Raw genomic sequence first — 24,698 nt, forward strand, 5'->3', positions numbered from 1 at the left:
GTTTCACAACCAAACTTCCATGCCGAAACGCCCGTTCAAAACCGTCCTGACCGCCTTTACCTTGGCCGCGCTGTCTGCCTGCTCGCTGGTCAAGTATCAGCCTGTCGCCACCATCAATAAAATTGATATGAACCAAGGCTATCGTTTTGAAACCAGCCAGTTTCGGCGCGAAGAAGACGACACCTTCATCATCCTGATGCTCTCCGGCGGCGGCACGCGCGCGGCGGCGTTGGGCTACGGCGTGTTGGAACAGCTTCAGCAGCAAAAAGTTACCATCGGCGGCAAAAGCAAGTCGCTGATGTCCAATGTCGATTTGGTGGTCGGCGTATCCGGCGGCTCCGTCCTCGCCGCCTACTTCGCGCTCAAAGGCGAAGAAACCATCCCCATGTTTTACAAGCGTTTCCTTCACCAAAACTTCCAACGCCAAGTCGTCAAACAAGCCTTTTCCATGTCCAACCTGCCCCGCCTCGCCTCACCCGAATACGGACGCGGCGACCTCTTGCAGGAGCAGTTTGAAAACCACCTTTTCGGCAAAGCCACCTTCCGCGATTTGGAAATGCACGGCAAAGGCCCGTTCGCCATCATTTCCGCCACCGACATGGGCGCGGGCGAACGCCTGAACTTCACGCAAGAATATTTCGACCCCATGTGTATCGACTTGGGCAGATTGCGCCTGGCCCGCGCCGTTGCCGCCTCCAGCGCAGTACCCATGATCTTCGCCCCGATTACCCTCAACAACAACGGCGGCAACTGCGGCTACACCCTGCCGCCGCAGCTGCAAATGACCGGCCTCGAGTCCCAAAAGCAGCAAAACGCCACCTATCAAGAGTTTAAAGACAGGTTCAACAAATACAGTGACAGCAAAACCCGTCCCTACATCCACCTGATAGACGGCGGTCTGACCGACAACCTCGGCATGCGCAGCCTCTTGGACATGACCGAAATGTATCCCGACAAAGTGTTGGAACAACAAATCCGCAGCCGCAACCTGCGCCACATCGTCGTCATCAGCGTCAACGCCCAAAACCAAATCAGCAGCAATATGGACAAAACCGCCGCCGTACCCGGATTCCGCGACGTCGTTACCGCCATCGTCAACATCCCCATCGACCAATACACCCAAGAATCCCAACGCCGCTTCCGCGCCTTCGTCGACAAACGCAACGAAGCCAGCCGACAAAACGGCGACGGAATCAGCTTTTCCTTCGTCAGCCTCAACCTCAAAGACCTGCCGCCCTCCGCGTTGCGCGACAAAGTGTTGAACATCCCCACCAGCTTCTACCTCCCGCCCGAAGACGTGGACAACCTGCGGACCGCCGCGGCAGAGCTGATGAAACAGTCCCAAGACTACCAAAAACTGCTGCAAGAATTTGCCGCACACCCCAACCCCGAAAGCATCTTCGCCGAGCCGCCGCCACCGGACCCCAAAGACGGCAAGGCAGCCAAAAAACAAAACAAACCCATCCAATAACCACACCACAACCCTTTCAGACGACCCATATAGTGGAGTAAATTTAAATCAGGACAAGGCGACGAAGCCGCAGACAGTACAGATAGTACGGCAAGGCAAGGCAACGCCGTACTGGTTTAAATTTAATCCACTATAAAACCCAAAGGTCGTCTGAAACACCGAAACGGAACACCCCGATCATGAACGACAAAACCAGCCCCATCGTTACCGACATCAACCGCCTCGTCCTCGTCCCGCCCGGCGGCCATAAAAAAGTCCTGCTGCATTCCTGCTGCGCCCCGTGCAGCGGCGAAGTGATGGAAGCCATGCTCGCCAGCGGCATCGACTACACCATCTACTTCTACAACCCCAACATCCACCCACTCAAAGAATACATGTTGCGCAAAGAAGAAAACATGCGCTTCGCCGACAAATTCGGCATCCCCTTCATCGACAAAGACGACGACTACGAAAACGACCGCAAAGAATGGTTCGCCAAAGCCAAAGGCATGGAATTCGAACCCGAACGCGGCATCCGCTGCACCATGTGTTTCGACATGCGTTTCGAAAAAGCCGCCCAATACGCCCACGAAAACGGCTTCCCCGTCTTCACCAGCTCGCTGGGCATTTCCCGCTGGAAAAACATGGCGCAAATCAACGACTGCGGCCACCGCGCCGCCGCACCCTACGACGACGTCGTGTATTGGGATTTCAACTGGCGCAAAGGCGGCGGCAGCGCGCGCATGATCGAAATCAGCAAACGCGAACACTTCTACCAGCAGGAATACTGCGGCTGCGCCTACTCCCTGCGCGACTCCAATGCCCACCGCAAATCACAAGGCCGCATCCCCATCAAACTCGGCGTGCTGTATTACGGCGACGAGTCCACACAATACGAACCCTCGCCTGACGGACAGGCAGCCAAAATCGTTGTGGACAAATAATTGATGTCGGTTTTATATGAAGAAAAAGGTCGTCTGAAAGATTTCAGACGACCTTTTCAACACTTCTCCAACCAAAAAAAGTAACACCCACCCGTCTAACCGTGTTCTAATAATGCTTTACATTTACGCTGAACGAGAGAAAAGCCATGACCGCACCTCAAACGCCCGTTATCCGCTCCCTGCTCGACACCGACCTGTACAAGTTCACCATGCTTCAGGTGATACTGCACCAATTCCCCCAAACCCACAGCCTTTATGAGTTCCGCTGTCGCAACACCGACATGGTTTACCCGCTTGCCGACATCCAAAGCGACTTGGAACGAGAACTCGACGCGCTCTGCCAACTGCGCTTCACCCACGACGAACTCGACTACCTGCGCAGCCTGCGCTTCATCAAAAGCGACTTTGTCGATTATCTCGAACTCTTCCAGCTTCAACGCCGCTTCGTCAAAGTCAGCCCCGATTCAGAAGGTCGTCTGAATATCCGCATCGAAGGCCCCATGATTCAGGCGATGTTCTTTGAAATCTTCATCCTCGCCATCGTCAACGAACTCTACTTCCGCCGTCTCGAAACCCCCGCCGTCATCGAAGAAGGCGAACGCCGCCTCCAAGCCAAAGCGCAACGCCTCAAAGAAATCTCCGCCGCGCAAAACCCCGATGATCCGCCGTTCCTCATCTCCGACTTCGGCACCCGCCGCCGCTACACCCTCGACTGGCAGGAACACGTTATCCGCACCCTGCTTGAAGCCGCCCCCGACATCGTGCGCGGTACCAGCAACGTTTATCTCGCCAAAAAAATCGGCATCACCCCCATCGGCACAATGGCGCACGAGTTCCTCCAAGCCTTCCAAGCCCTTGACGTGCGCCTGCGCAATTTCCAAAAAGCCGCCCTCGAAAGCTGGGTACACGAATACCGCGGCGACCTCGGCATCGCGCTGACCGACGTGGTCGGCATGGATGCCTTCCTGCGCGACTTCGACCTCTATTTCGCCAAGCTCTTCGACGGTCTGCGTCACGACAGCGGCGACCCTTATGTATGGGGCGACAAAGCGCATGCGCACTACAAAAAACTCAAAATCGACAGCCGCACCAAAATGCTGACCTTCTCAGACGGTCTGGACATCGAACGCTCGTGGGCGTTGCACCAATATTTCAAAGACCGTTTCAAAACCAGCTTCGGTATCGGCACCAACCTCACCAACGACATGGGCCATACCCCGCTGAACATTGTTTTGAAACTCGTCGAGTGCAACGGTCAGTCCGTCGCCAAACTCTCCGACTCCCCGGGCAAAACCATGACTACCAACAACACCTTCCTCGCCTACCTGCGTCAGGTGTTTGACGTTCCCGAGCCGAAGGCGGAGGATTAATTAACTGAAAACGGCAAGAGGTCGTCTGAAAACCTAAAACTAAGGTTTTCAGACGACCTTTTTATCAGACAAATTGACAACAAAACCATCCATGCCAAGCCGCAATCCGCCCTATCCCGATATAGGGCTGTTGTCGTTTATGCAACCATTTCATCTTAGTCATGATGTCGCCTTTAAAATTCATTTCAGATAAGTCTATTAAGGAGTAGAATAGCGACCGTTTTATTTTGTTATGTTTTGAAAGTATATTTAAATGTCCGCACCTCAATTCGATGTCGCCGTGATCGGCGCAGGTCCTGCAGGCTCGGTAGCATCCGCCCTGCTTCACAAAAAAGGTTATAAAGTCTGCGTATTGGAAAAACAGCACTTTCCGCGCTTCGTCATCGGCGAAAGCCTGCTGCCGCACTGCATGGAAATGCTGGAAGAAGCCGGATTTGCCGACGCCGTACACGCCGAACCCAGCTTTCAATTTAAAAACGGCGCGGCGTTTTCATGGGGCAGCCGTTATACCGAATTTGATTTCACCGAAAAATTTTCAGACGGCCCCGGCACGGTTTACCAAGTGCGCCGCGGTATTTTCGACAAAATCCTGATCGACGAAGCCGCCAAACAAGGCGTGGAAGTACGTTTCGGACACGGCGTAACCGCGTTCGACAACAGCGGCGACCTTGCCCGTTTGAGCGTGGAAGCCGACACGGGCGAAAGCTACGAGCTGACCGCGAAATTCGTATTGGACGCCAGCGGCTACGGCCGCGTGCTGCCGCGTTTGCTGGACTTGGAAACGCCGTCGCACCTGCCGCCGCGCCAAGCGCATTTCACGCATATCGACGACAACATCACCAACCCGAAATTCGACCGCAGCAAAATCCTGATTACCACCCACCCGCAACACCGCGACGTGTGGATTTGGCTGATTCCCTTCGGCGACAACCGCTGCTCCATCGGCGTAGTCGGCACGCCCGACGTACTCGCGGGCGAATCGGAAACGGTGTTGAAAAAATTTGTCTACGAATGCCCGATGCTGAAAGAAATTCTGGACAAAGCCGTCTGGGAAAACGACTTCCCGTTCCGCTCCATCCAAGGCTATTCCGCCAACGTAAAATCGCTGCACGGCAAGCATTTCGCGCTGTTGGGCAATGCTGCCGAGTTCCTCGACCCCGTGTTCTCATCAGGCGTCACCATCGCGCTGCACTCCGCCAAACTCGCCGCCGACCTGTTGGCAAAACAGCTTGAAGGCGGCGCAGTGGACTGGGATGCCGAATTTGCCAAACCGCTGATGATCGGTGTGAACGCGTTCCGCACTTACGTCGACGGCTGGTATGATTTCCGCTTCCAAAACGTCGTATACGCGCCCAACCGCAGCCCTGAAATCAGCCGCATGATTTCTTCCATTTTGGCAGGCTACGCATGGGATACCGAGAATCCGTTCGTGGCAAAATCCGAACAACGCCTGTCCACACTGGCGGCTTTGGTCGGCGATCTGCAAATCGAATAAGGGGCAGCCGACGCCCTTTCACAACCGCTTCCGCCCCGGTACGCCAATCGTTGTCCACCGGGGCAAGCTGTTTTATAGTGGATTAACTAAATCAGGACAAGGCGACGAAGCCGCAGACAGTACAGATAGTACGGAACCGATTCACTTGGTGCTTCAGCACCTTAGAGAATCGTTCTCTTTGAGCTAAGGCGAGGCAACGCCGTACTGGTTTAAAGTTAATCCACTATACATTTTCAGACGACCCCTGAAAAGGTCGTCTGAAATACTGTCCGACATCGGTTACAATACTTCCTTCCCCCGCACCGACAAAGGAACCCCATGCGATTTCCAAGCCTAGCCCTTGCCGCGCTGACCCTCAGTGCCTGCGCCCTTTCACCCTCGCTGCCCCATCCGCAAACCCTGCCGACGCTTGAGCAATCGGGTTTGTGGTTCAAGCTTGAGCAGACCGATGCTTCGGGCAATGCCGCCCAAACCAGCCTGCTGGCGGTCGAGCAGTTGCCGGAGGGCATCCGCTTCGTGCAGACCGACGCGCTGGGTGCGCCCGTATCGCGCCAGTTTGTCGGCACGAAAGGCTGGAAAAACGACGGCTTCATCATGCCCAATTCCGCTTCGCGCCGCCTGTTTGCCGCGCTACTGCCGCTGCTTGCCGCCGACCGCGCCGCCGAGCTGTATCCCGAAGTGGAACAAAAAACATCCGAACACAATGCGTTCTGTCCCGACGGCAACGGCGCGGTATTCCGTTATAAAGAACAAGATTTATGGTGCGTCGCACAAGATAACGGACGTTTCGTGATTGCCTTCCCCGACAAAACCCGTTGGACCGTCAGCCCGATCAAAGAAGAAGAATAATGAAATCCTCTGTTTACCTCAGCCGCCCCGCCGTAACCAGCGCGCTCGGCAGCGGCCTGCAAACCCATATCGACGCGCTGTTGGCGCCGTCTGAAACTTCGCCGCTGACGTTTTCCGACCAATGGGTCAAAGGCAAAAACTTCGCATTCGGTGCGGTAAGCGAAACGCTGCGACCGCTGCCCGACAACCTGCCCGCCGCATACCGCAGCCGCAACAACCAACTGCTGTGGCACGCGCTGGAGCAGATTGAAGACGACATCCACGCCGCCGTCCGCCGTTACGGCGCGGCGCGAACCGCCGTCATCATGGGTACGTCTACTAGCGGCGCAGATGAAAATATGCCTTTGTTCCAACACGTTGCCGACGGCGGCAGCTGGACGGACAAACCGTTCAACCAGCTTCAGCACGAAATGGCATCACCTTCGGAATTTGTTGCACACGTTTACGGCATTCACGGCCTGTGCTACGCCGTTTCCACCGCCTGCACATCGGGCGCGCGCGCCTTAATCAGCGCGGCGCGGCTGTTGCGCGCAGGTTTGTGCGACGCGGTTATTTGCGGCGGCGTCGATACCCTGTCGCCATTGACCATCAACGGTTTCGCTTCGCTGGAAGTGCTTTCAGACGACCTCGCCAACCCGTTTTCCGCTAACCGCAACGGTATCAATATTGGCGAAGCCGCCGCCGCCTTCGTCATGACCCGCGATGCCGATTTCGGCGGCACGATGCAATTGTTGGGCTACGGCGCAAGCAGCGACGCTTATCATATGTCCTCGCCCCGCCCCGACGGTTTGGGTGCGGCGCAGTCTTTTCAGGCAGCCTTGAACAATGCTGGTTTGCAGCCGCAGGACATCGGCTGGATTAACCTGCACGGCACCGGTACGAAACACAACGACAGCATGGAAAGCCGCGCCGTCGCCGAAGTGTTCGGCAGCCAAACCTTCTGTACTTCAACCAAGCCGCAAACCGGACACACGCTCGGCGCCGCCGGTGCCATTGAAGCCGCATTCGCCTGGGGCATCGCCGACCGCGGCTGCAACCCGCAGGGCAAACTGCCGTCGCAACAGTGGGACGGCATCCCCGACCCCGAACTGCCCACCATCGCCCTGACCGACGGCAACAGCGTATGGTCGTCTGAAAAACGCATCGCCGCCAGCTCGTCTTTCGCCTTCGGCGGCAGCAATGCGGTATTGATTATTGGAGAATCAGCCGAATAAACCGCTTCCGGCTTTGCCTCAACGATATAGTGGATTAACTAAATCAGGACAAGGCGACGAAGCCGCAGACAGTACAGATAGTACGGAACCGATTCACTTGGTGCTTCAGCACCTTAGAGAATCGTTCTCTTTGAGCTAAGGCGAGGCAACGCCGTACTGGTTTAAAGTTAATCCACTATAAAAAGGTCGTCTGAAAACAGTTTTGGGTAACTGTTTCAGACGACCTTTCCCTTACTGCGGCCGAACCCGCTCAAGCATGGTTCGGCTTGACGTTTATCCTAATTGGCTGCGTTGACGCACAAAGAATCAATCTTGCCCGCGCGCGGGAAGCGGATGGTGTAGCGTCCTTTTTGGTTGATTTCTGCAAAGCTGAAGCGGTCTTCAGGCGTATCGCCGTCCGCGCCCACTTCCAAAGCAACGCGTTTGCCTTTCGGGTCTTTCACGACCACATTAGGGCTGACGGGCGAGAATGAAAGCATCAAACCATTGCCTTCCGTCACTTTAAAGCTGTACACCTCGCCGCGTTTGACCTTCATAGGTTGGTCGATGCAGCCCGTTTCATTCAGGGGCAAATTTTTTTCCGCATAAGCAAAAGCAGTGCTGCCCAAGCCCAAAGCAAGCATCAGGGAAAAACTCAGAGATTTCATACGGTTTCCTTTGAGATTTAAATATTCAAACGAAGCGGGATTATAGCACTGATTATTTGGCATCCGCGCTAGGCGAGACGAAAAATAATCCAACCAACATAAAACTCAACCATCCCTCCGTTCCAACACCTTCCTCGCTGCTTCCACGCCCCAATACAAGGCTTCTTCGAATACCGAATAGCCGCTCAAATCGCTGTGGGCAAACAGCAATCCTGACGCACGGTTTCTGATTTCTAACAAAGATTCGTCGTTCAGATAACCGGCTTTCGGTACGCTCATGCCGTGTCCGCGCACCGTAACATCGACGTGGAAAACGTGTTGCCAGAAGCCCTCTCCGTAGGCGGCGATCAAGTCTTTGGCGGCCAAGTCGCGCAGTTCTTCGTCGGAGGCTTCGAGCAGTTGGCGGCGGACGGTTTGCGGGGCGTCGTGGTTGAGTGCGGCGTAAGCGGTGAAGATGGTGCGCTCAGGGCGGGCGACGCGGATGAGCTGGTTGGTGGCGACGACGTAGCCGAGTCCTTGACTGCCGTAGATGACGTTATCCCACGCCGTTTCGCTGTTGTTTTTTTCTTTCGGGAAACTGTGTAGCTCGAAATTGGCGACCAACCACGGGGCGTATTCGGGAACGTTCAAACCGTATTGCGCGGGATTTTCGACGATGCGGGCGGCGACCATCAACGGCATGGCGGAAATAACGTGTTGCGCGGTCAGGGCGACGGTTTCGCCGCTTGAATTGTCGCGCAGCCAAACTTCGATACGGTCGTCTGAAAGCAGTTTGATTTTGACGGCGGATGCGTTGACGGAAGCGGGTTTGTCTAGGCGGATGCGGTTTTCAGACGACCATTGCCAACCTTCCTGCAAACTGGCATGGCGGCGCAGGCTTTCGGAAAGGTGCGCCAAACCTTCGGGCCAAGTCAGGACGGTTTCCGCGCTGTTGCGGGCGGCGAAGTAATGCAGTCCGGCAAAGGCGGATACTTGCACTATGCCCTGTCCGTAATCGTCGCGGCAGCAGTAATCGAGATACCACAAGAGTTCGGGCGAGGTGTAGCCTTCTTGCGTAAGCCATTGTTTAAACGTCAGGCTATCGAGTTTGCGCCACGTTTCGTCTGCCGATGACAGGGCTATCGGAATAGCAAAAATCTTTTTGCCGTCGCTGCCGTAAGCCTGTTTCAGACGACCGATTAAATCAAAAAAACGTTTGGAATCCGTATCTTCTTTCGGCAACAAGTGTTCCTGCCATTTATCCTGATACAAAAGGCGCGACTCGGGCGCGTAAACCAAATCGGTTTCCCTGAAGCTGCCGTCCGATTGCAAGATACCAAAATCCGCCAGCATCTCGCGCACATACGCGCTCTCTTTCGACGGCAACGCAAGATAATGCGCGCCGCTCGGCGCTTGCAGGCCGTCTGAAGCGGCGTAGGCGGCATTGTTGCCGTTGCGCTCGAACCCTTCCGCCAACAATACATCACGATGACCGTGTTTCGCCAAATACCACAACGCCCCCAAACCCGCCGCGCCGCCGCCGAGTATCAGCGTATTGCATTCGTAACGGCGGCTCGGCGGGCTGATCAATTTCCCTTCGCGCAACAAATGCCCCAACGGCAGCCCGACACGGTTGACGGAAACCGGCGGTTTGCGGTTGAGGCGGTTATAAGTCAGCCAAGAGAACGAGGACGCGGCGGCAAGCGCGGCGGTGTAACTGAGGAATTGACGGCGTGTCGGCATGGGTTGAATGTCGGTTTAGGGTTCTGACAGGTCGTCTGAAAACATCAAGACGGTTTCAGACGACCTTTTGATGAAATGTTTCTATCAATTTTGTTTGACTGAGGATGCTTGTTGGAAACGTTTTTTATTAAGCAGGGTATCAATGAAAAAATCAATTCGTTCCCCATCAAAAAATACAGCCCCTCGGATGTTTTTATAGTCAATTAAAAACAAAATGGTACAATACTCAACTTTGAAGGTCTAACCATGGCATACTCTGCGGACTTAAGAAACAAAGCTTTAAACTATTACGAACAATGCAAAAATATCAGCCAAACCGCAGTAACGTTTAACTTGTCAAGAAACACGCTTTACCTGTGGATTCGCCTTAAAAAGCAAACAGGCAGCCTAAAACATCAAGTTACCGGTCTAAATGCCGTCAAATTGGATAGGCAAAAACTGGCTCAATATGTTGAGCAACACCAGGATGCCTATCTACATGAAATCGCCAAACATTTTGATTGTACGCCAGCCGCCGTTTGCTATGCACTCAAACAGATGGGGATGACGCGCAAAAAAAGACCACCACTTACAAAGAACAAGACCCGGCCAAAGTGACGCATTATTTGACACAGCTGGCCGAATTTTCCGACTACCAACGCGTTTATTTGGATGAAACAGGATTTGACCGCTACCTGTTCCGTCCCTATGCCCGCAGCCCGAAAGGGCAAATAGTGAAAGCGCAGATAAGTGGAAAAAGATACCGACGCTTATCTCTGGTGTCCGCACAAGTCGGCAACCGGCTGATTGCTCCGATGGTTTATCAAAATACGATGACCGGAGTCTTTTTTGAAGCGTGGTTTCAGCAATGCCTACTGCCCGCATTGACTCAAAAATCGGTGATTATTTTAGATAATGCACGATTTCACCGTATGGGTGTCTTACGGGAAATGGCGGAAAAATGGGGACATAAGGTATTGCCTCTTGCACCTTATTCACCTGAGCTCAACCCGATTGAGAAGGTGTGGGCGAATATTAAGCGGTATCTGCGAACCATATTGTCTGATTACGCCCGATTTGACGATGCGCTACTGTCCTATTTTAAATTTAATTGACTATACATACCGGATCCCGCGAAACATACGAAAATCCATTATCCTCTTCTGAAACGTCTGATTCTTGAATGATGCCACTGATATTTTTGAGACATTGTCTATATACCGCTTCTCGTTTGGCATCGTCTTTCATCCACTCGCTGTACTGTTTTTCCTCTTTCTCCTGCAATACTAACCTGTAAAGTATCCCAATTCTTGGAAACTCTTCTTCATATTTGGCTTTTGAAATCGAGAGCTCTTCTACAGTCTGATCCTGAAATTTTTTAAAGAGCACACGGATATGTATCTGGCACGATACGCCTTTTACCCAGTTTATTGATGCCTTACCATTACTACAATGCTCTGCTTCTTCCGCAATCAATTCATCGATACTTTTTTTCTGCAACTCATCCTCTAGAGACTTGGTTTTGTCAGCAAGTACCTGCCCCAATGCGATGTCAATTAATACCGGCTCCCTCTCTTCCGTACCCAATGCATCAGTTACCATGCGCGAATGGTCTTCTTTCATGATACTTTCGAAGTCTTGCCAAGGTATTTGGGCATATTTCTGCGCCAAAATTTCTTTGATTTTTGCAACTTCAGGTGATTTTTCCAGCCGCTCCCATTCTGGCCGTTCCCCCTCTTTCTTTTTCAAATTTTGTTTGATCTGCTTTATCAGAATTTCTCTGTCAACAGCCTTACTTAAATTTATAGGCAGCTCCAATTGCTCCATGACTTGATTCGCAATGGCGCATTCTGGAGCAAACACATAATAGTAGGAAGAGTCTTCGTATTCGGATTCGTCAACTTGGGTTACTGCAACTTTATCCTTAAGTTGTTTAAAGCATCTTCTGTATTCAGCCTCGAGTTTGCTGTGGTCCGACATTAATGTCTTCTCAATGTTCTTCCAATCTGCCTCTGTGGCGGCGCGGTAGGCGGCTGTCAAGATGGGCGTGGGAATGTGCTTGCCATCGCTATATCCTAATTCTGTCTGAACGAGTTCAAATAACGTTTTTTCTGAGAATTTCTCTTTTAAAACATAATAATAAGCTTTACACAAAGGAATATGATCCCAAGCTTCCTTCTGACAGCTTTGCGGGATTTCTTTGGTCAGTGTTTCGATATTTTTTGTTTTCAATTCATTCAAAAACGGCTCCGCCTTATCAGCAAAGATGCGGTCTATGGCTTCTCTTTTAGCCTGTTCTTCCAACGAACTGTCGGTATTTATGGAGTGAACGGATTCTTGATGTAAAGCCTTTGAATAGAATGTTTTCCAATCTTCTTCGGCATATTTCTTTTCCCATTCGGTTTTGAATTGCATGGCTTGCTTTTCAATTTTCTGATTAAGCGCTTCTTTTTCCGCATTTTCTTTCTGCCATTCATGGAACGATTCTGCGGAATCAACAGCCGTCCATGCGGCGAAACAGGGTAATAATTCGGTGTTGTCAGGGTTCAACATCAAAAGATCGTCGGGATACGCCGCAATCATTTGTCGTCCATCGACGTTTTCCATATCAACACCCGCCTTCTTGAACACATCGTCTTTCAAACATTGTTCTTTTTTAGTTTTGGCTTCGTCGAGATGCTGGAAATAATACACGCGGTCTTTAACGGGCGACGTGATGGGTGCTGAATTTGGCTGACTGATACACGCGCCTAAAGAGAGGGCGGATAAAGCGAGGATGGCGGAAGTGCGTAAGTGCATTGTTAGTTCCTTAGTCAGGATATTTTTAAAATTTAAGAATGAGGTCGTCTGAAAACATCAAGACTACGGTTTCAGACGACCTTTTGATGAAATGTTTCCATCAATTTTGTTTGACTACTGATGCTTGTTGGAAACGTTTTTTATAAAGCAAGGTGTCGATTAAGTCTCTGAAACGTAATGATTCAACCGAAACATCAGAGCTAAACGCCAGGCATCCGGGTACCTGTCTCACATACGAAGATCCATCATCCATTTCTGAAACATTTGATTTCTCGATGACTCCACTGATCTTTTTGAGACATTCCCTATATGCCGCTTCTCGCTTGTCATCATCTTTGTTCAGCTCAAAGTATTGTTTTGTCAGTTTTTCATGCAATACCAAATAGTAGGCTGTCTGAGCCAATGAATGCCCTTCTTCATATTTATCTTTTAAAGTGAAAAGTTCTTCCAAAGTCTGATTCTGAAATTTTTTTGAAAGGGCACGGAAAGGTACGTCACACCGAATATCTTCTCGCCAATCTATTGCTTCTTCGCCGCGACAGCTGGCGGGCATTTCGGCAATCAGTTTATCGATGCTCTTTTTCGCCAATTCATCCACGAGAGGCTGGATTTTGTCAGTAAACATCTGTTCCAACACCATAGACATTATCTTTTTCTGCTTCTGCTCCTCTTCCGTTCCCGAGAAAATATTTGCCATACTCGGATAGTCTTTTTCTACGGCACTTCTGAAATTTTGCCATGGTGTTTGGGCGTATTTCTGTGCCCAAATTGTTTTGGTTTGTGCAAATTCGGGCGATTTTTCCAACTGCTCCTGTTCTTTTTGGCTGTCTTCCCCCTCTTTCCAGTGTTGTTTGAATTGCTTCATCCAAACTTCTCTGTTAACAGCCTCACTTAAATCGGTAGGCAGATTCAACTGTTCCATGGCTTGATTCGTAATGACGCATTCGGGATAAGATTCAAAATACTCGGATGGAGTGTCTCCTCTATAGTAAGTAATCTGTATTGTCTTAATTTTATCCCTGATTTTTTTAACACATTGCGTGTATTCGGCATCGAGCTTACGGTAATCCGACATTAAAACCGCAGACATTTTTTCCGAACTCACCTCCAATGCAGAACGGTAGGCCATTGACAAAATGGAAGCAGATAAATGCCCGTCGTCATTATATTGTTTTTCCATGTCTGACAATTCAGATACTGTTTTTTCCGAAAGTTTCTCTTTTAAAGCATGATAATAGGCTTTGCATGAAGGGATAAGGTTCCAAGCTCCCTCTCGACAGCTTTGCGGGATTTCTTGGGTCAGTATTTCGATGTTTTTTGTTTTCAGTTCATTCAAAAACGGCTTTGCCTTATCAAAAAAGATACGGTCTATGGCTTCTCTTTTGGCAAGCTCTTCCAATCGGTTTTGTCTATTCTGTGAGTCAACGGATTCTTGACGCAAAGCCTCGGGGTAGAATGTATTCCAATCTTCATTGGCGTATTTCTTTTCCCACTCTGTCTTGAACCGGATGACCTGCTTTTCAAATTTTTGTTTCAGCGCTTCTTTTTCCGTATTTTCCTCTCTCCATCTACTCATTGGCTCTACAGCATTATTTGCCGTCCATGCGGCGAAACAGGGTAATAATTCGGCGTTGTCAGGATTCAGCATCATAATATCGTCGGGAAACTCAGCTATCATTTGTCGATCACCAACACTTTCCATATTAACGCCCGCTTTTTTAAACACGTCGCCTTTCAAACATTGTTCGTTTTTAGTTTTGGCTTCGTTAAGATGCTCGAAGTAATAGATATAGTCTTTGACGAGAGGATTGATGGGCTCAGGAGATTGGGAACCGGTAGATGCCGAATTTGGCTGACTGATACACGCGCCTAAAGAGAGGGCAGATAAAGCGAGGATGGCGGAAGTGCGTAAGCGCATGGTTAGTTCCTTAGTCAGGATATTTTTAAAATTTAAAAATGGGGTCGTCTGAAAACGTAAAGACGGTTTCAGACGACCTTTTGATGAAATGTTTCCATCAATTTTGTTTGACTGCGGATGCTTGTTGGAAACGTTTTTTATTAAGCAGCGTTTCAGTAAAGTAGTCGAAACGTGACTCTTCAATTCGAAGACTAGAGCTAAACGCTAGGCATCCCGGCGCCCGCCTAGCATACGAAGAACCATTATCCTCTTCTGAAACATATGATTTTTCGATGATTCCACTGATATTTTTGATACATTGCCTATATGCCGCTTCTCGCTTGGTATCATCATTGCTCAGTTCAAGGTATTGTTTTCTCTCTTTTTCATACAATGCCGAAGAGTAGGCTATATAAACCCGTGAAAGCCCCTCTTCATCTTTATTTTCATATTTATCTTTTGAAGCGGAAAGCTCTTCTAACGTCTGATTCTGAAATTTTTTTAAGAAAGCGCGGTAATATGCATCACATTGACTATCTGCTACCCGATTTATTTCTCCTTCATCGCGACAGCTGGCAGGCATTTCGGCAATCAGTTTATCGATGCTGTTTTTCGCCAATTCATCCACGAGAGGCTGGATTTTGTCAGTAAACACCTGTTCCAATGCTATGACCATTATCTGATGCTGCTTTTGTTTCTGCTTCTGTTCCTCTTCCGTACCCGAGAAAATGTCTGCCATATTCACCGGATAGTCTTTTTCTACGGTGCTTATGAAACTTTGCCAAGGTGTTTGGGCGTATTTCTGAGCCAAGATTGTTTTGGTTTGTGCGACCTCAGGCGTTTTTTCCAACTGCTCGTATTCTTTTTCGAGGTTTGCTTGCGTTTCCCAGATGTGTTTGCCTAACTTCATCCACACTTCTCTGTCAACAACCTTACTTAAATTGGATGGCAGCTCCAACCTTTCCATGACTTGATTCGTAATAACGCATTCCGGATAAAGTTCTGAAAAAAAGGCAAAGGTGTAATCTCCGGTTTTATCCATCTGAAACGGTGTCGCTGCTATTTTATCGCCGATTTTTTTAGCACATTGCATATATTCGGTATTGCGTTTGCGATAGTCCAGCATTAATGCTTTATCCATTTTTTCTGAATTCCCCTCCACCGCAGAACGGTAGGCAGCCGACTGAACGGTAGCAGGCAGATGCTTGGCACCTTTATATTGTTTTTCCATACCCGCCAATTCGGATAATGTTTTTTCTGATAATTTCTCTTTTAAAACATGATAATAAGCTTTACACGAAGGAATAAGGTCCCAAGCTCCCTTACGACAGCTTTGTGGAATTTCTTTGGTCAATGTTTCAATGTTTTTTGTTTTCAATTCATTCAAAAACGGCTCCGCCTTATCGACAAAAATGCGGTCGATGGCTTCTCTTTTGGCCCGATCTTCCAATCGGTTTTTTCTATTGCGTGTTTGAACGGATTCTTTACGCAAAGCCTCGGGGTAGAACGTGTTCCAATCTTCATTGGCGTATTTCTTTTCCCATTCGGTTTTGAGCCGGATGACCTGCTTTTCAAATTTTTGATTCAGCTCTTCTTTTTTCTTATTTTCCTCCTGCCATTTGCGCAGCGGTTCCGCAGCATTGTTTGCCGTCCATGCGGCGAAACAGGGAGATAATTCGTTGTTGCCGGGATTGAGCATCAAAATATCGTCGGGATACTCCGCAATCATTTGTCGTTCATCGGCGTTTTCCATATCAACGCCCACTTTTTTAAACACGCCGTCTTTCAAACATTGTTCGTTTTTAGCTTTGGCTTCGTCGAGATGCTCGAAATAATAGATGTAGTCTTTGGCGAATGGGTTGATGGGTGTTGATGATGAAGAACTGGTGGGTGCCGAACTTGGGTTGCTGATACACGCGCCTAAAGAGAGCACGGATAAAGAGAGGATGATGGAAGTGCGTAAGTGCATTTTGGTTCCTTGATGTTCTTAGTGAGAATATTTTTGGGGGTTTTAAAATGAGGTCGTCTGAAAACAGATTGAGACTGTTTCAGACGACCTTTACAGGTTTTATTATTCTATTGGCGGCTGCGTATCGTCCAATATTCCTTCGCCACGTTGCGCAACCGTCCAAACTGCCCGTTCTGCCGCCAATTCCCTGCACAATACTTCCTTCACTTTTTCCAACTTCATGCCGCCGCAGATAAATGCGTCTATGGCGGCGAAGCGGTGTTCCGGCCAAGTGTGGATGCTGATGTGGGATTCGGCGAGCAGTAAGATGCCGGTAATGCCGCCTGCTCCGCCGAAGGTGTGGAAACGCTCGGCGAGGATGGTGGCTTCTGCAGCTTGGGCAGCGGCTTTGAGGGCGGTTTTCAGACGACCTTCGTCTTTCAAGACAGCTTCATCACAACCATATAAATCTAAAAGGCCATGATTGCCTGGGATATGGGTCATTTATGGCCTCCGGAGAAACCTCCGCCGCCGTAATAGCCGCCGGAGTGCATACGCGAGCCGTCGGAATCGGAAGAGCCGTAGCTGATGATCATGGAGATGACGATGATGATGGTGCTGAAAATGATGTAAGTAACTCTCGACATGTTAATCCTCGTCCTCGTCTTCTTTGCCCATAGTCCACAACAACCAGGTTCCTATAAAGATGACGGCAAGTGAGGCAGAGTTGCCGTCGGTCAGCAGCGCAGGAAGGTTGACGACAACCAAGATGGCGATCATGACAAACCGCAATTGGTTATCGACCCCGTCTGCGTTCATTTTTGCCGTGTATCTGGGCGCTTCCGCCTGCAAACCGAAAGCGCCGGCAACTTTGCCGTAGGTAGTGCGCGTGCTTTTACTCCATGCCAGCTCGTGTTCGGTCAGCTCGGCACACAGTTTGCTGTTGCTGCCGACTTGGTAGTCGGTGTAATACGCCAAATCACCCGAACGGATATGCCAATAAAACGCGCCGGCGGCGACTTCAACTTTGCCGCCGTAGGAATAAAGTTCATCACAACCTTGCGGTTTGCGGGCGCTGTTTAAACGCGGCCAATTGTTTTGCGTTTCGGATTGGCTCCACTCGCCGTCGGACGATTCGACCAACCACAAAAAGCCTTTCTGCGGATTGTAAAGCAGGTATTCGACCCACCAACCGACCGGCGTCAGTATCCGCCGTTTGCCTTCAAACATATATTCATAAGTCGCATCGGGATCCAGTTCGGAATACCTGACCGCACCCATCACGAAATAATCATTGTCATTCAGACGACCCTGCGTGCCGATAGGCAGGGTAAACAGTTTATCCTGCTCCACACGCATGGCATTGGCAGTAATCAGCCGCGCTTTTTCCTTACCGACTTCCAATTGGCTGCCGCAGCTCGGGCAAATCAGAAAATCGGTGACACCGCTCAACCAATGGACGGACGACCCGCAATTCGGACAATTTTCCGAATGATGGCTGCCTTTCAGACGACCTGCCGTTTCACGGATTTGGTCGTCGGTACGGGTATTCTGCAGTTTCAGTTCATTTAGGCCGACCATACTGCCGTAATAGATTTCGGGAGGATCGTCGCCGTAATCTATCGTCAGGAAAAGACCTGAGCATCGCCAGTCTATGACTTTACTTGTCGTATCTTCAGTCAGCTTAAACGGCAATTCGCCCTGCGCCGCCGATTTTCTGAGACTGATTTCACGCTTATCCGACGGAACAAAGTTTTTATTTTGAAAATTAAAATTGCAACCGCCCGGCACGACGTCGTGGAACTCCGGCACAACTTCAGGCGATTCAACCAAGCGCGTCATGGAATACAGGTCGCCGGATTCAGACAGCCAACCGGTTTGCCCATCATCAAACAGCGCATACCATTCGTTCCACACACCGTCGTCGTATTGCACCTGAAGCCGTCCGACCAAGGTAAATGGGCGGGTAACGTATGTCCCTGTCGTGCCGATTTGCAGCGGGCTGAAATCTTCCAACAAAGCGGAATCGCGTCCGGAATCAACGATACTGTCATCCTGCCGCACCAGCATGCTGTTGCAGTAGCCGCACACCAGCGTAACGGCTGTCGCGGAATGCGCCTCAACAGGTGCGCCGCAGCTCGGGCAGTCGGTTTTGAAGAATGGGGTGTTTGACATGAATTTTCTTTTTCGGAATTTCAGACGACCTGGGGCAAACCGATACAGGCTTCAGCCGATACTTAAAAAATACTGGCAAATAAATATCTTGCCGCATTTTCCAAAACGCAAACAGCGTCCGCACTATCCGTATGCCGATGCAGACCACAGCAAACAAGCAGTCGGCAGCAATATGATTGTATAGTAAAACAAAACGGCTTGGGTACGGAATCAGGCAAGCACAGCCGCATCCTACCGAATTTAACCCATCTATACGACAAAGGTCGTCTGAAAACCTGTCATCGTTTATCTGCATCATTCGAGCCATCACGCTATGTTTGATTTGTCCTATTCGCTCACAAATAGTCAAATTAATATTGTTATTTATTACAAATACTGTATTATGTTCGGGTAATTGTAACAAATAAAACAATAACATCATAAATTCCCAATTATCTACAATATTTTCCCCGTCATTCAGACGACCTCATTCCACAGATTTTCGATTTTTCAACGCTTCAAACCATTTGTATGGCTTGTTCGTTAAATTTTGCGCGTTTTAAATTTGGAGAATCGATGTGAGTTTCGACTGCATCGCCCATATCCGTAAAACAAACGGACTCCCACAGCCTGTCTTTACAAAGACAGATAGCAGAAAATAGAAATAGCCCAGCTGTGAAAATACCCAAGGGGATTTAGATGACGACTTACTACGCCCATTCCGCGCAAGACGAACTCGGCAATCTCTTGCCTTACGAACACTGGCAAACCTTACAAAGCCATTCGGTCAATGTCGGTGAAATGGCGGCGGAGTTTGCGCGAGTATTCGGTGCGCAGGAAATTGCCTGCCAGACGGGACAGCTTCATGACTTAGGGAAATATTCGGAAGCCTTTAATCACCGATTGCATGGCGGTCCTTCAGTCGATCACGCTACTGCCGGAGCAAAGATTGCGGTGGAACGCTGGGGAAATGTGATCGGTAAGCTGATGGCGTTTTGCATTGCTGGGCACCATGCGGGGCTTGCAAATGGCAATGGCGAAGGCGATAACCGCCGCACGTTAAAACAGCGTCTAGCGTTGCAATTTGGTACAGATATTCCCGCTCTTGATAACCTGTGGCAACAAGAAATCAAGCTCCCTCAAAACCTGTCCGCACCGCCACTCAAAGCCGACGCGCATCATCCTTTTTTCTCCTACGCCTTCTTCACCCGAATGCTCTATTCCTGCTTGGTAGATGCCGATTATCTTGACACCGAAACCTTTTATTCAAACCTAGAAAACAAAACCGTCGAACGCGGTGGTTATCCCAATCTAAACGCCTTACGACACAATTTCAATCAATTTATCAACGATTTCAGACGACGTATCGCCCAAGCTCCAGAGCAAACCGAAGCCGAAAAACGCAATGCCGCCTTAAACCGCCTGCGCAGCGAAATTCTCGAGCATGCCGTAGAACAAGCGGCGCAAGCGCAAGGGCTGTTTACGCTTACCGTGCCTACCGGCGGTGGCAAAACCTTCACTTCCATGGCATTCGCGCTGGAACACGCCAAACGGTACGATATGCGGCGCGTAATTTACGTGATTCCGTTCACCAGCATCATCGAACAAAATGCCGCCGAATTTCGCAAAGCCTTTGGCGAATTAGGCGAACAAGCCGTGTTGGAACACCACAGCACCTTCGACGACGGCAAACTGCAAAATGAGGCCACCAAAGACAAATTGCGCCTTGCCTCAGAAAACTGGGACGCGCCGATTGTCGTTACTACCGCCGTGCAATTCTTCGAATCCCTCTTTGCCGACCGCTCCTCGCGCTGCCGCAAGCTGCACAACATCGCAGGCTCCGTCATCATCCTCGACGAAGCGCAAATGTTGCCGCTCAATCTTTTGCTGCCCATCATGCAAGTCATCAAAGAATTAGCGCAAAACTACCGCTGCAGCGTCGTCATGTGCACCGCCACCCAGCCAGCCGTGCAAGCCGAAAACGGTTTCTATCGCGGCTTTGAAAATGTGCGTGAAATAGCCCCAAAACCGACCGCACTTTTTGACAAACTGCGCCGCACCACCGTGCAACACATCGGCACACAAACCGACGCCGACCTGCTCGTCCAACTTGCCGAACACCCGCAAATGCTCGTCATCGTCAATAACCGCCGCCACGCCCGCAGCCTGTACGACCAAGCCAAACACCTTGACGGCACATTCCACCTGACCACCTTAATGTGTGCCAAACACCGCAGCCAAAAGCTCGATGAAATCCGAGATCGTCTGAAAAACGGCGAACCCTGCCGTGTTATCGCTACCTCCTTAATCGAAGCCGGTGTGGATGTGGATTTTCCGCTGGTGATGCGCGCCGAAGCAGGTTTAGACAGCGTTGCCCAAGCTGCCGGACGCTGCAACCGCGAAGGCAAAAGGCCGTCTGAAAACAGCTTTGTCTGGATATTCGCGCCCGAAGAACAATGGAAAGCCCCGCCCGAACTTGCCACCCAAGCCGCCGTTATGCGCCTGACTGCCGACAGCTTTTCAGACGACCTCTTATCCACCCAAGCCGTCGCCGCCTATTTCGCCGAGCTTTATCAATTAAAAGGCAGCGAACTGGACAATAAAAAAATCCTGAAAATGCACAACGATACAGGGCAAAGCCTTGATTTCCCATTCCAAACCGTCGCCGACAAGTTCCGCATGATTGAAAGCCATATGCAGCCGCTGATTATTCCGTTCGATGTTGAGGCCGAAAACCTCATCAGCAGCCTGCACCACGCCGACCACATCGGCGGACTCTTGCGCAAACTGCAACCCTACACCGTCCAAATCCCAGAAAAAGCCCTCGCCGCTTTGTATAAAGCAGGGCGTATCGAACCGATTAACGAGAAAAACTTCGGCAAACAGTTTTATACGCTGATTGGGCTGGATTTGTATGATGAAGTGGCTGGGCTTTCTTGGGAGGATACGGAGTTTTTGAAGGGGGAGAGTTTGGTGTTTTAATGTAACTTCTTTAGAAATTGATTTTATTGTTTAGTAGAGATAACATATGTTCAAATTGCTAGCTGATTGATACGAAACTAGCAAAACGAAAAATTAACTTAAGGATGACATTATGAGTAACAGAAAAAATTTGCGTGGCTCGATTTGGAGTCTATGGGACTTACACATTCATACCCCAGCATCGTTTCACTGGAATGGTGAAAAGTTCAATGGAGACAAAGAACACGATAATAAACTAATCGATGAAATGATTCATGCTTTGAATAATGCAGAACCAGAAGTCTTTGCTATCATGGATTATTGGACATTTGACGGATGGTTTAAATTGCAAAATAGGCTAAAAGAACCCGACTCGCCTAAATTGGAAAAAACTGTTTTTCCTGGGATTGAACTCCGGTTAGTAGCTCCTATGAATGGAAGATTAAATGCACATGTTATTTTTTCAAATGAAATAGAAAAACAAATTTTGGATGACTTTAAATCAGCCTTACAAATAGCCATTATAGATAGACCACTTTCTGATTCAGCATTAATACATCTTGCAAGACAAACAGGGGAGGATAAGCTAAGTAAACATGGATTTCAGAAGAATGATACTGATAATGAAGAGGACAAGGCTATAAAGGCAGGTTCTACAATTGCTGAAATCACCATGGAATCATATAAACAAGCAATTTCTAAAGTTCCAAATAACCAAGCGATTGGATTTATGCCTTTTGATACGAATGATGGATTAGATGATATCAAATGGGCTGATCATTACGCGTATACAATGACTTTATTTCAATCTTCTCCTATTTTTGAAACTCGAGATTTTGATAAAAGATGTGCATTTGTTGGAGAAAAAACTGATAAGAATTCAAAATATTTTAATAACTTTCAAGGTGCATTAAAAAATATTCCACGGTTAGCTGTCTCAGGAAGTGATGCACATTGTTTTGTAGGCGAAGCTGGCAATGACGATAAACGTGGATATGGTGATTTCCCATCAAATAAAAAAACTTGGATCAAGGCAGAGCCTACTTTTAAAGGGTTACAACAAGCTATTTTAGAGCCAGCAAAACGATCTTATGTTGGAGAGAAACCGCCTAAGATAAATGAAATTGAATTAAATAAGACTTTTTATATTGATTCTGTTGAGATTAAGAAAACTGGTACAAAATCTGTAGGACAGTGGCTGGATGGCTGTAATATTCCTTTAAATCCTGATTTAACAGCCATTATTGGAAATAAAGGTAGTGGCAAAAGTGCATTGGCTGATGTTATTGCTATGTTAGGAAATTCTAAGCAGTCAAAGCATTTTAGTTTCTTGAAAAAAGATAGATTCTTTGGAAAGTCTGGAGAACCAGCTAACCAATTTACAGGAATACTAACTTGGCATGATGGAGGCAAAGAAACTCGTATTCTTAGTGAATTATCACCAGAAGAAAAGACCGAACGAGTTCGCTATATCCCGCAAGGATATTTTGAAGAACTTTGTAATGAGCACACATCAGGGGAGTCAAATGCTTTTGAACGAGAACTTCGTTCAGTCATATTTTCACATACGAGTGAAGATATGCGACTTGATGCACTTGATTTTGAACAATTAATAGAAAAACAGGAACAGTCTCTTAGAAATAGACTAAGCGAATATCGCAAGGATTTAGCTAAGATTAATGAAGAAATTGTTGGAATTGAAGCGCAATTACAGCCTATCGAACTAAAAAAACTGACTGAAACACTTCAACTAAAAAATGCGCAAATTGAGGAGCATAAAAAACTCAAGCCTGATGAGGTCATACAGCCCGAAATTGCTTTGGATACAATACAGCAGAAAATTGCTGATGATCTTGCTGAAGTTAATCGACAAATACAAAATCGACAAGAACGTCTAAAAACTATTGCTAGCGCAAATACAGAATTAGCTAAGCAAAAACAAGCAATATTTGATATTCAGGAGCGGTTATCTTTGCTTCAGCGTTCATTTGATCAACTGAAACAAGAATCAGCGGATGACTTAATTTTACTTGAGCTATCTTGGAATGATATTGCCGTACTGGATATTAGAACATCAGTACTAGTTTCTAAAAAGGAAATGATTTCGTCTAAACAGTTAGAGTTAAAAACGGAGAGTGAAAGAGTTGAAGGTGAGATTAACGAATTAACAGGAAAACAAAAAACATATACTGCTCAATTGGATGCGCCGCAACGGCAGTATGAGGCATATCAACGACAACTCACGGAATGGACGCAAAAACTTGATGCTTTAACAGGGTCTACTACTGAACCTGAAACGAAAATAGGGTTGGAAACAAGGATAAAACAGATTGAACAACTACCTTTAGAACTTCAGAAACTACGAGAAAAACGTCTGCAACTATCCAGAGATATTTTTGATACGTTAAATGCGCAACGTGAAGAAAGGGAAAGATTATTTAAACCTGTTCAAGACTTAATCCAAGATAATTCTCTGATAAGAGATGACTATAAATTACAATTTCAGGCGACGTTGTCTGCTTCTTCGGATGCAATTGCTAACCAGCTATTTGGATTAATCAAGCAAACTTCTGGAGAATTTCGTGGACAAGATGAGGCATTGACCGTTATTAGAACATTATTTGATGCCTATGATTTAAATCATAAAGAAGGGGTTACAGGTTTTATAAGTAATCTATTTGAAAAAATTGAAACAGCTTCCAAGGGCAATAATGAAAAAGCAGTTGGTATCTCTAATATATTGAAGAAAGATCAGACTGCCAATGCTGTTTATGATCTGATATTTGGCTTGGAGTTCCTTGAGCCAAGATATTCATTAGTGTTTCAGGATACACAGATAGAACAGCTATCACCAGGACAAAGAGGAGCATTGTTATTAATCTTCTACTTATTGGTGGATAAAGGGCAATTGCCGATTATTCTTGATCAACCGGAAGAGAATTTAGATAACGAGACAGTATTTCGCTTATTAGTACCAGTGCTTTCTGAAGCAAAGAAAAAACGCCAAATCATTATGGTTACGCATAACCCTAATTTGGCGGTTGTTTGCGATGCCGAACAAATTATTTATGCCAATTTCAGCCGTTCCGATAATTTCACAATAAGTTATCAGGCTGGTGCTATTGAAAACGATGAAATCAATAAACGAGTAGTTACGGTACTAGAGGGTACTAAACCAGCCTTTGATAATCGTTCGGGAAAATATTTCTAAAGAATGCTTAATATTGATTTATAAGAGTTTTTCCGTTGTTTTTAGGCCGTTTGAAAAC

At 48.2% G+C, this 24,698-nt stretch carries 17 protein-coding genes and 1 pseudogene; 10 read left to right on the top strand and 8 right to left on the bottom strand.

The genetic code is table 11. The features are described 5' to 3' along the window. Nucleotides 1–19: 19 nt before the first annotated feature. From H3L95_RS05700 to H3L95_RS05730, 7 genes and pseudogenes are all read left to right on the top strand, one after another. Nucleotides 20–1,471, top strand: a complete 1,452-nt coding sequence (locus tag H3L95_RS05700) for a patatin-like phospholipase family protein (protein WP_040668820.1) — start codon at nt 20–22, stop codon at nt 1,469–1,471. 13 nt (nt 1,472–1,484) lie between these two features. Further along, nucleotides 1,485–1,604 (top strand): annotated as a pseudogene (locus H3L95_RS05705) (IS5/IS1182 family transposase); the annotation flags it as partial. A 46-nt stretch (nt 1,605–1,650) separates the two neighbouring features. Then, nucleotides 1,651–2,394 (top strand): epoxyqueuosine reductase QueH, encoded by a 744-nt coding sequence (locus H3L95_RS05710; RefSeq protein WP_003760007.1) that lies wholly within the window; start codon nt 1,651–1,653, stop codon nt 2,392–2,394. A gap of 146 nt (nt 2,395–2,540) precedes the next feature. Continuing rightward, the gene (pncB, locus tag H3L95_RS05715) at nt 2,541–3,764 is read left to right on the top strand and encodes a nicotinate phosphoribosyltransferase (protein WP_040668818.1); all 1,224 of its coding nucleotides are present in this window, start codon (nt 2,541–2,543) and stop codon (nt 3,762–3,764) included. A 253-nt stretch (nt 3,765–4,017) separates the two neighbouring features. Next, on the top strand, nt 4,018–5,259 hold the full coding sequence (locus tag H3L95_RS05720) for an NAD(P)/FAD-dependent oxidoreductase (RefSeq protein WP_003759997.1): 1,242 nt from the start codon (nt 4,018–4,020) through the stop codon (nt 5,257–5,259). A gap of 318 nt (nt 5,260–5,577) precedes the next feature. Further along, nucleotides 5,578–6,108 carry a hypothetical protein gene (locus H3L95_RS05725; protein ID WP_003759995.1) on the top strand — a complete coding sequence of 177 codons (531 nt, stop codon included), beginning with the start codon at nt 5,578–5,580 and terminating at the stop codon, nt 6,106–6,108. Then, entirely contained in the window at nt 6,108–7,322 is a 1,215-nt protein-coding gene (locus H3L95_RS05730) for a beta-ketoacyl-ACP synthase (RefSeq protein ID WP_003759994.1), read from the top strand. The genes H3L95_RS05725 and H3L95_RS05730 overlap by 1 nt, the downstream gene beginning before the upstream one ends. 278 nt (nt 7,323–7,600) lie before the next feature. Here the strand turns inward: H3L95_RS05730 and H3L95_RS05735 are convergent, their stop codons facing one another. Beyond that, entirely contained in the window at nt 7,601–7,969 is a 369-nt protein-coding gene (locus H3L95_RS05735; protein ID WP_003759991.1) for a hypothetical protein, read from the bottom strand. 105 nt (nt 7,970–8,074) lie between these two features. Further along, a complete protein-coding gene (locus tag H3L95_RS05740) occupies nt 8,075–9,691 on the bottom strand; it encodes an NAD(P)-binding protein (RefSeq protein WP_003759988.1) in 1,617 nt (538 codons plus the stop codon). A 246-nt stretch (nt 9,692–9,937) separates the two neighbouring features. Here H3L95_RS05740 and H3L95_RS05745 point away from each other — a divergent pair. Continuing rightward, a protein-coding gene (locus tag H3L95_RS05745; protein WP_182096232.1) for an IS630 family transposase occupies nt 9,938–10,785 on the top strand; the annotation gives its coding sequence in 2 pieces (ribosomal slippage) (nt 9,938–10,253 and nt 10,253–10,785; 849 coding nt in all). Here H3L95_RS05745 and H3L95_RS05750 read toward each other — a convergent pair. From H3L95_RS05750 to H3L95_RS05775, 6 genes are all read right to left on the bottom strand, one after another. Then, nucleotides 10,778–12,469, bottom strand: a complete 1,692-nt coding sequence (locus H3L95_RS05750; protein ID WP_259345834.1) for a hypothetical protein — start codon at nt 12,467–12,469, stop codon at nt 10,778–10,780. The genes H3L95_RS05745 and H3L95_RS05750 overlap by 8 nt on opposite strands. Nucleotides 12,470–12,569: 100 nt before the next feature. Further along, entirely contained in the window at nt 12,570–14,387 is a 1,818-nt protein-coding gene (locus tag H3L95_RS05755; protein ID WP_003758665.1) for a hypothetical protein, read from the bottom strand. A gap of 97 nt (nt 14,388–14,484) precedes the next feature. Next, nucleotides 14,485–16,335: a hypothetical protein gene (locus tag H3L95_RS05760; protein WP_182096233.1), complete on the bottom strand. Its 1,851-nt coding sequence runs from the start codon at nt 16,333–16,335 to the stop codon at nt 14,485–14,487. Nucleotides 16,336–16,437: 102 nt separating this feature from the next. Beyond that, entirely contained in the window at nt 16,438–16,818 is a 381-nt protein-coding gene (gene speD, locus H3L95_RS05765) for an adenosylmethionine decarboxylase (RefSeq protein WP_003758671.1), read from the bottom strand. Next, nucleotides 16,815–16,961 carry a hypothetical protein gene (locus tag H3L95_RS05770; protein ID WP_003758673.1) on the bottom strand — a complete coding sequence of 49 codons (147 nt, stop codon included), beginning with the start codon at nt 16,959–16,961 and terminating at the stop codon, nt 16,815–16,817. Before H3L95_RS05770 ends, speD begins: the two co-directional genes overlap by 4 nt. A gap of 1 nt (nt 16,962) precedes the next feature. Next, complete coding sequence (locus H3L95_RS05775; RefSeq protein ID WP_182096234.1) at nt 16,963–18,489, bottom strand: DUF4178 domain-containing protein; 1,527 nt, start codon at nt 18,487–18,489, stop codon at nt 16,963–16,965. A gap of 678 nt (nt 18,490–19,167) precedes the next feature. On the opposite strand from H3L95_RS05775, the gene H3L95_RS05780 reads away from it, so the two are divergent. Further along, complete coding sequence (locus H3L95_RS05780) at nt 19,168–21,450, top strand: CRISPR-associated helicase/endonuclease Cas3 (RefSeq protein ID WP_003758684.1); 2,283 nt, start codon at nt 19,168–19,170, stop codon at nt 21,448–21,450. Between the two features lie 112 nt (nt 21,451–21,562). After that, on the top strand, nt 21,563–24,640 hold the full coding sequence (locus H3L95_RS05785; RefSeq protein ID WP_003758685.1) for a TrlF family AAA-like ATPase: 3,078 nt from the start codon (nt 21,563–21,565) through the stop codon (nt 24,638–24,640). Nucleotides 24,641–24,698 lie beyond the last annotated feature (58 nt).

Source organism: Neisseria sicca, assembly GCF_014054945.1.
In the GTDB taxonomy this organism is placed as follows: Bacteria; Pseudomonadota; Gammaproteobacteria; order Burkholderiales; family Neisseriaceae; genus Neisseria; species Neisseria sicca.

What these genes read in the sequence shown, in the direction of transcription:
- H3L95_RS05700 (WP_040668820.1), top strand. Translation starts at nt 20, where the DNA reads ATGCCGAAACGCCCGTTCAAAACCGTCCTGACCGCCTTTACCTTGGCC.
- H3L95_RS05710 (WP_003760007.1), top strand. Translation starts at nt 1,651, where the DNA reads ATGAACGACAAAACCAGCCCCATCGTTACCGACATCAACCGCCTCGTC.
- pncB (WP_040668818.1), top strand. Translation starts at nt 2,541, where the DNA reads ATGACCGCACCTCAAACGCCCGTTATCCGCTCCCTGCTCGACACCGAC.
- H3L95_RS05720 (WP_003759997.1), top strand. Translation starts at nt 4,018, where the DNA reads ATGTCCGCACCTCAATTCGATGTCGCCGTGATCGGCGCAGGTCCTGCA.
- H3L95_RS05725 (WP_003759995.1), top strand. Translation starts at nt 5,578, where the DNA reads ATGCGATTTCCAAGCCTAGCCCTTGCCGCGCTGACCCTCAGTGCCTGC.
- H3L95_RS05730 (WP_003759994.1), top strand. Translation starts at nt 6,108, where the DNA reads ATGAAATCCTCTGTTTACCTCAGCCGCCCCGCCGTAACCAGCGCGCTC.
- H3L95_RS05735 (WP_003759991.1), bottom strand. Translation starts at nt 7,969, where the DNA reads ATGAAATCTCTGAGTTTTTCCCTGATGCTTGCTTTGGGCTTGGGCAGC.
- H3L95_RS05740 (WP_003759988.1), bottom strand. Translation starts at nt 9,691, where the DNA reads ATGCCGACACGCCGTCAATTCCTCAGTTACACCGCCGCGCTTGCCGCC.
- H3L95_RS05750 (WP_259345834.1), bottom strand. Translation starts at nt 12,469, where the DNA reads ATGCACTTACGCACTTCCGCCATCCTCGCTTTATCCGCCCTCTCTTTA.
- H3L95_RS05755 (WP_003758665.1), bottom strand. Translation starts at nt 14,387, where the DNA reads ATGCGCTTACGCACTTCCGCCATCCTCGCTTTATCTGCCCTCTCTTTA.
- H3L95_RS05760 (WP_182096233.1), bottom strand. Translation starts at nt 16,335, where the DNA reads ATGCACTTACGCACTTCCATCATCCTCTCTTTATCCGTGCTCTCTTTA.
- speD (WP_003758671.1), bottom strand. Translation starts at nt 16,818, where the DNA reads ATGACCCATATCCCAGGCAATCATGGCCTTTTAGATTTATATGGTTGT.
- H3L95_RS05770 (WP_003758673.1), bottom strand. Translation starts at nt 16,961, where the DNA reads ATGTCGAGAGTTACTTACATCATTTTCAGCACCATCATCATCGTCATC.
- H3L95_RS05775 (WP_182096234.1), bottom strand. Translation starts at nt 18,489, where the DNA reads ATGTCAAACACCCCATTCTTCAAAACCGACTGCCCGAGCTGCGGCGCA.
- H3L95_RS05780 (WP_003758684.1), top strand. Translation starts at nt 19,168, where the DNA reads ATGACGACTTACTACGCCCATTCCGCGCAAGACGAACTCGGCAATCTC.
- H3L95_RS05785 (WP_003758685.1), top strand. Translation starts at nt 21,563, where the DNA reads ATGAGTAACAGAAAAAATTTGCGTGGCTCGATTTGGAGTCTATGGGAC.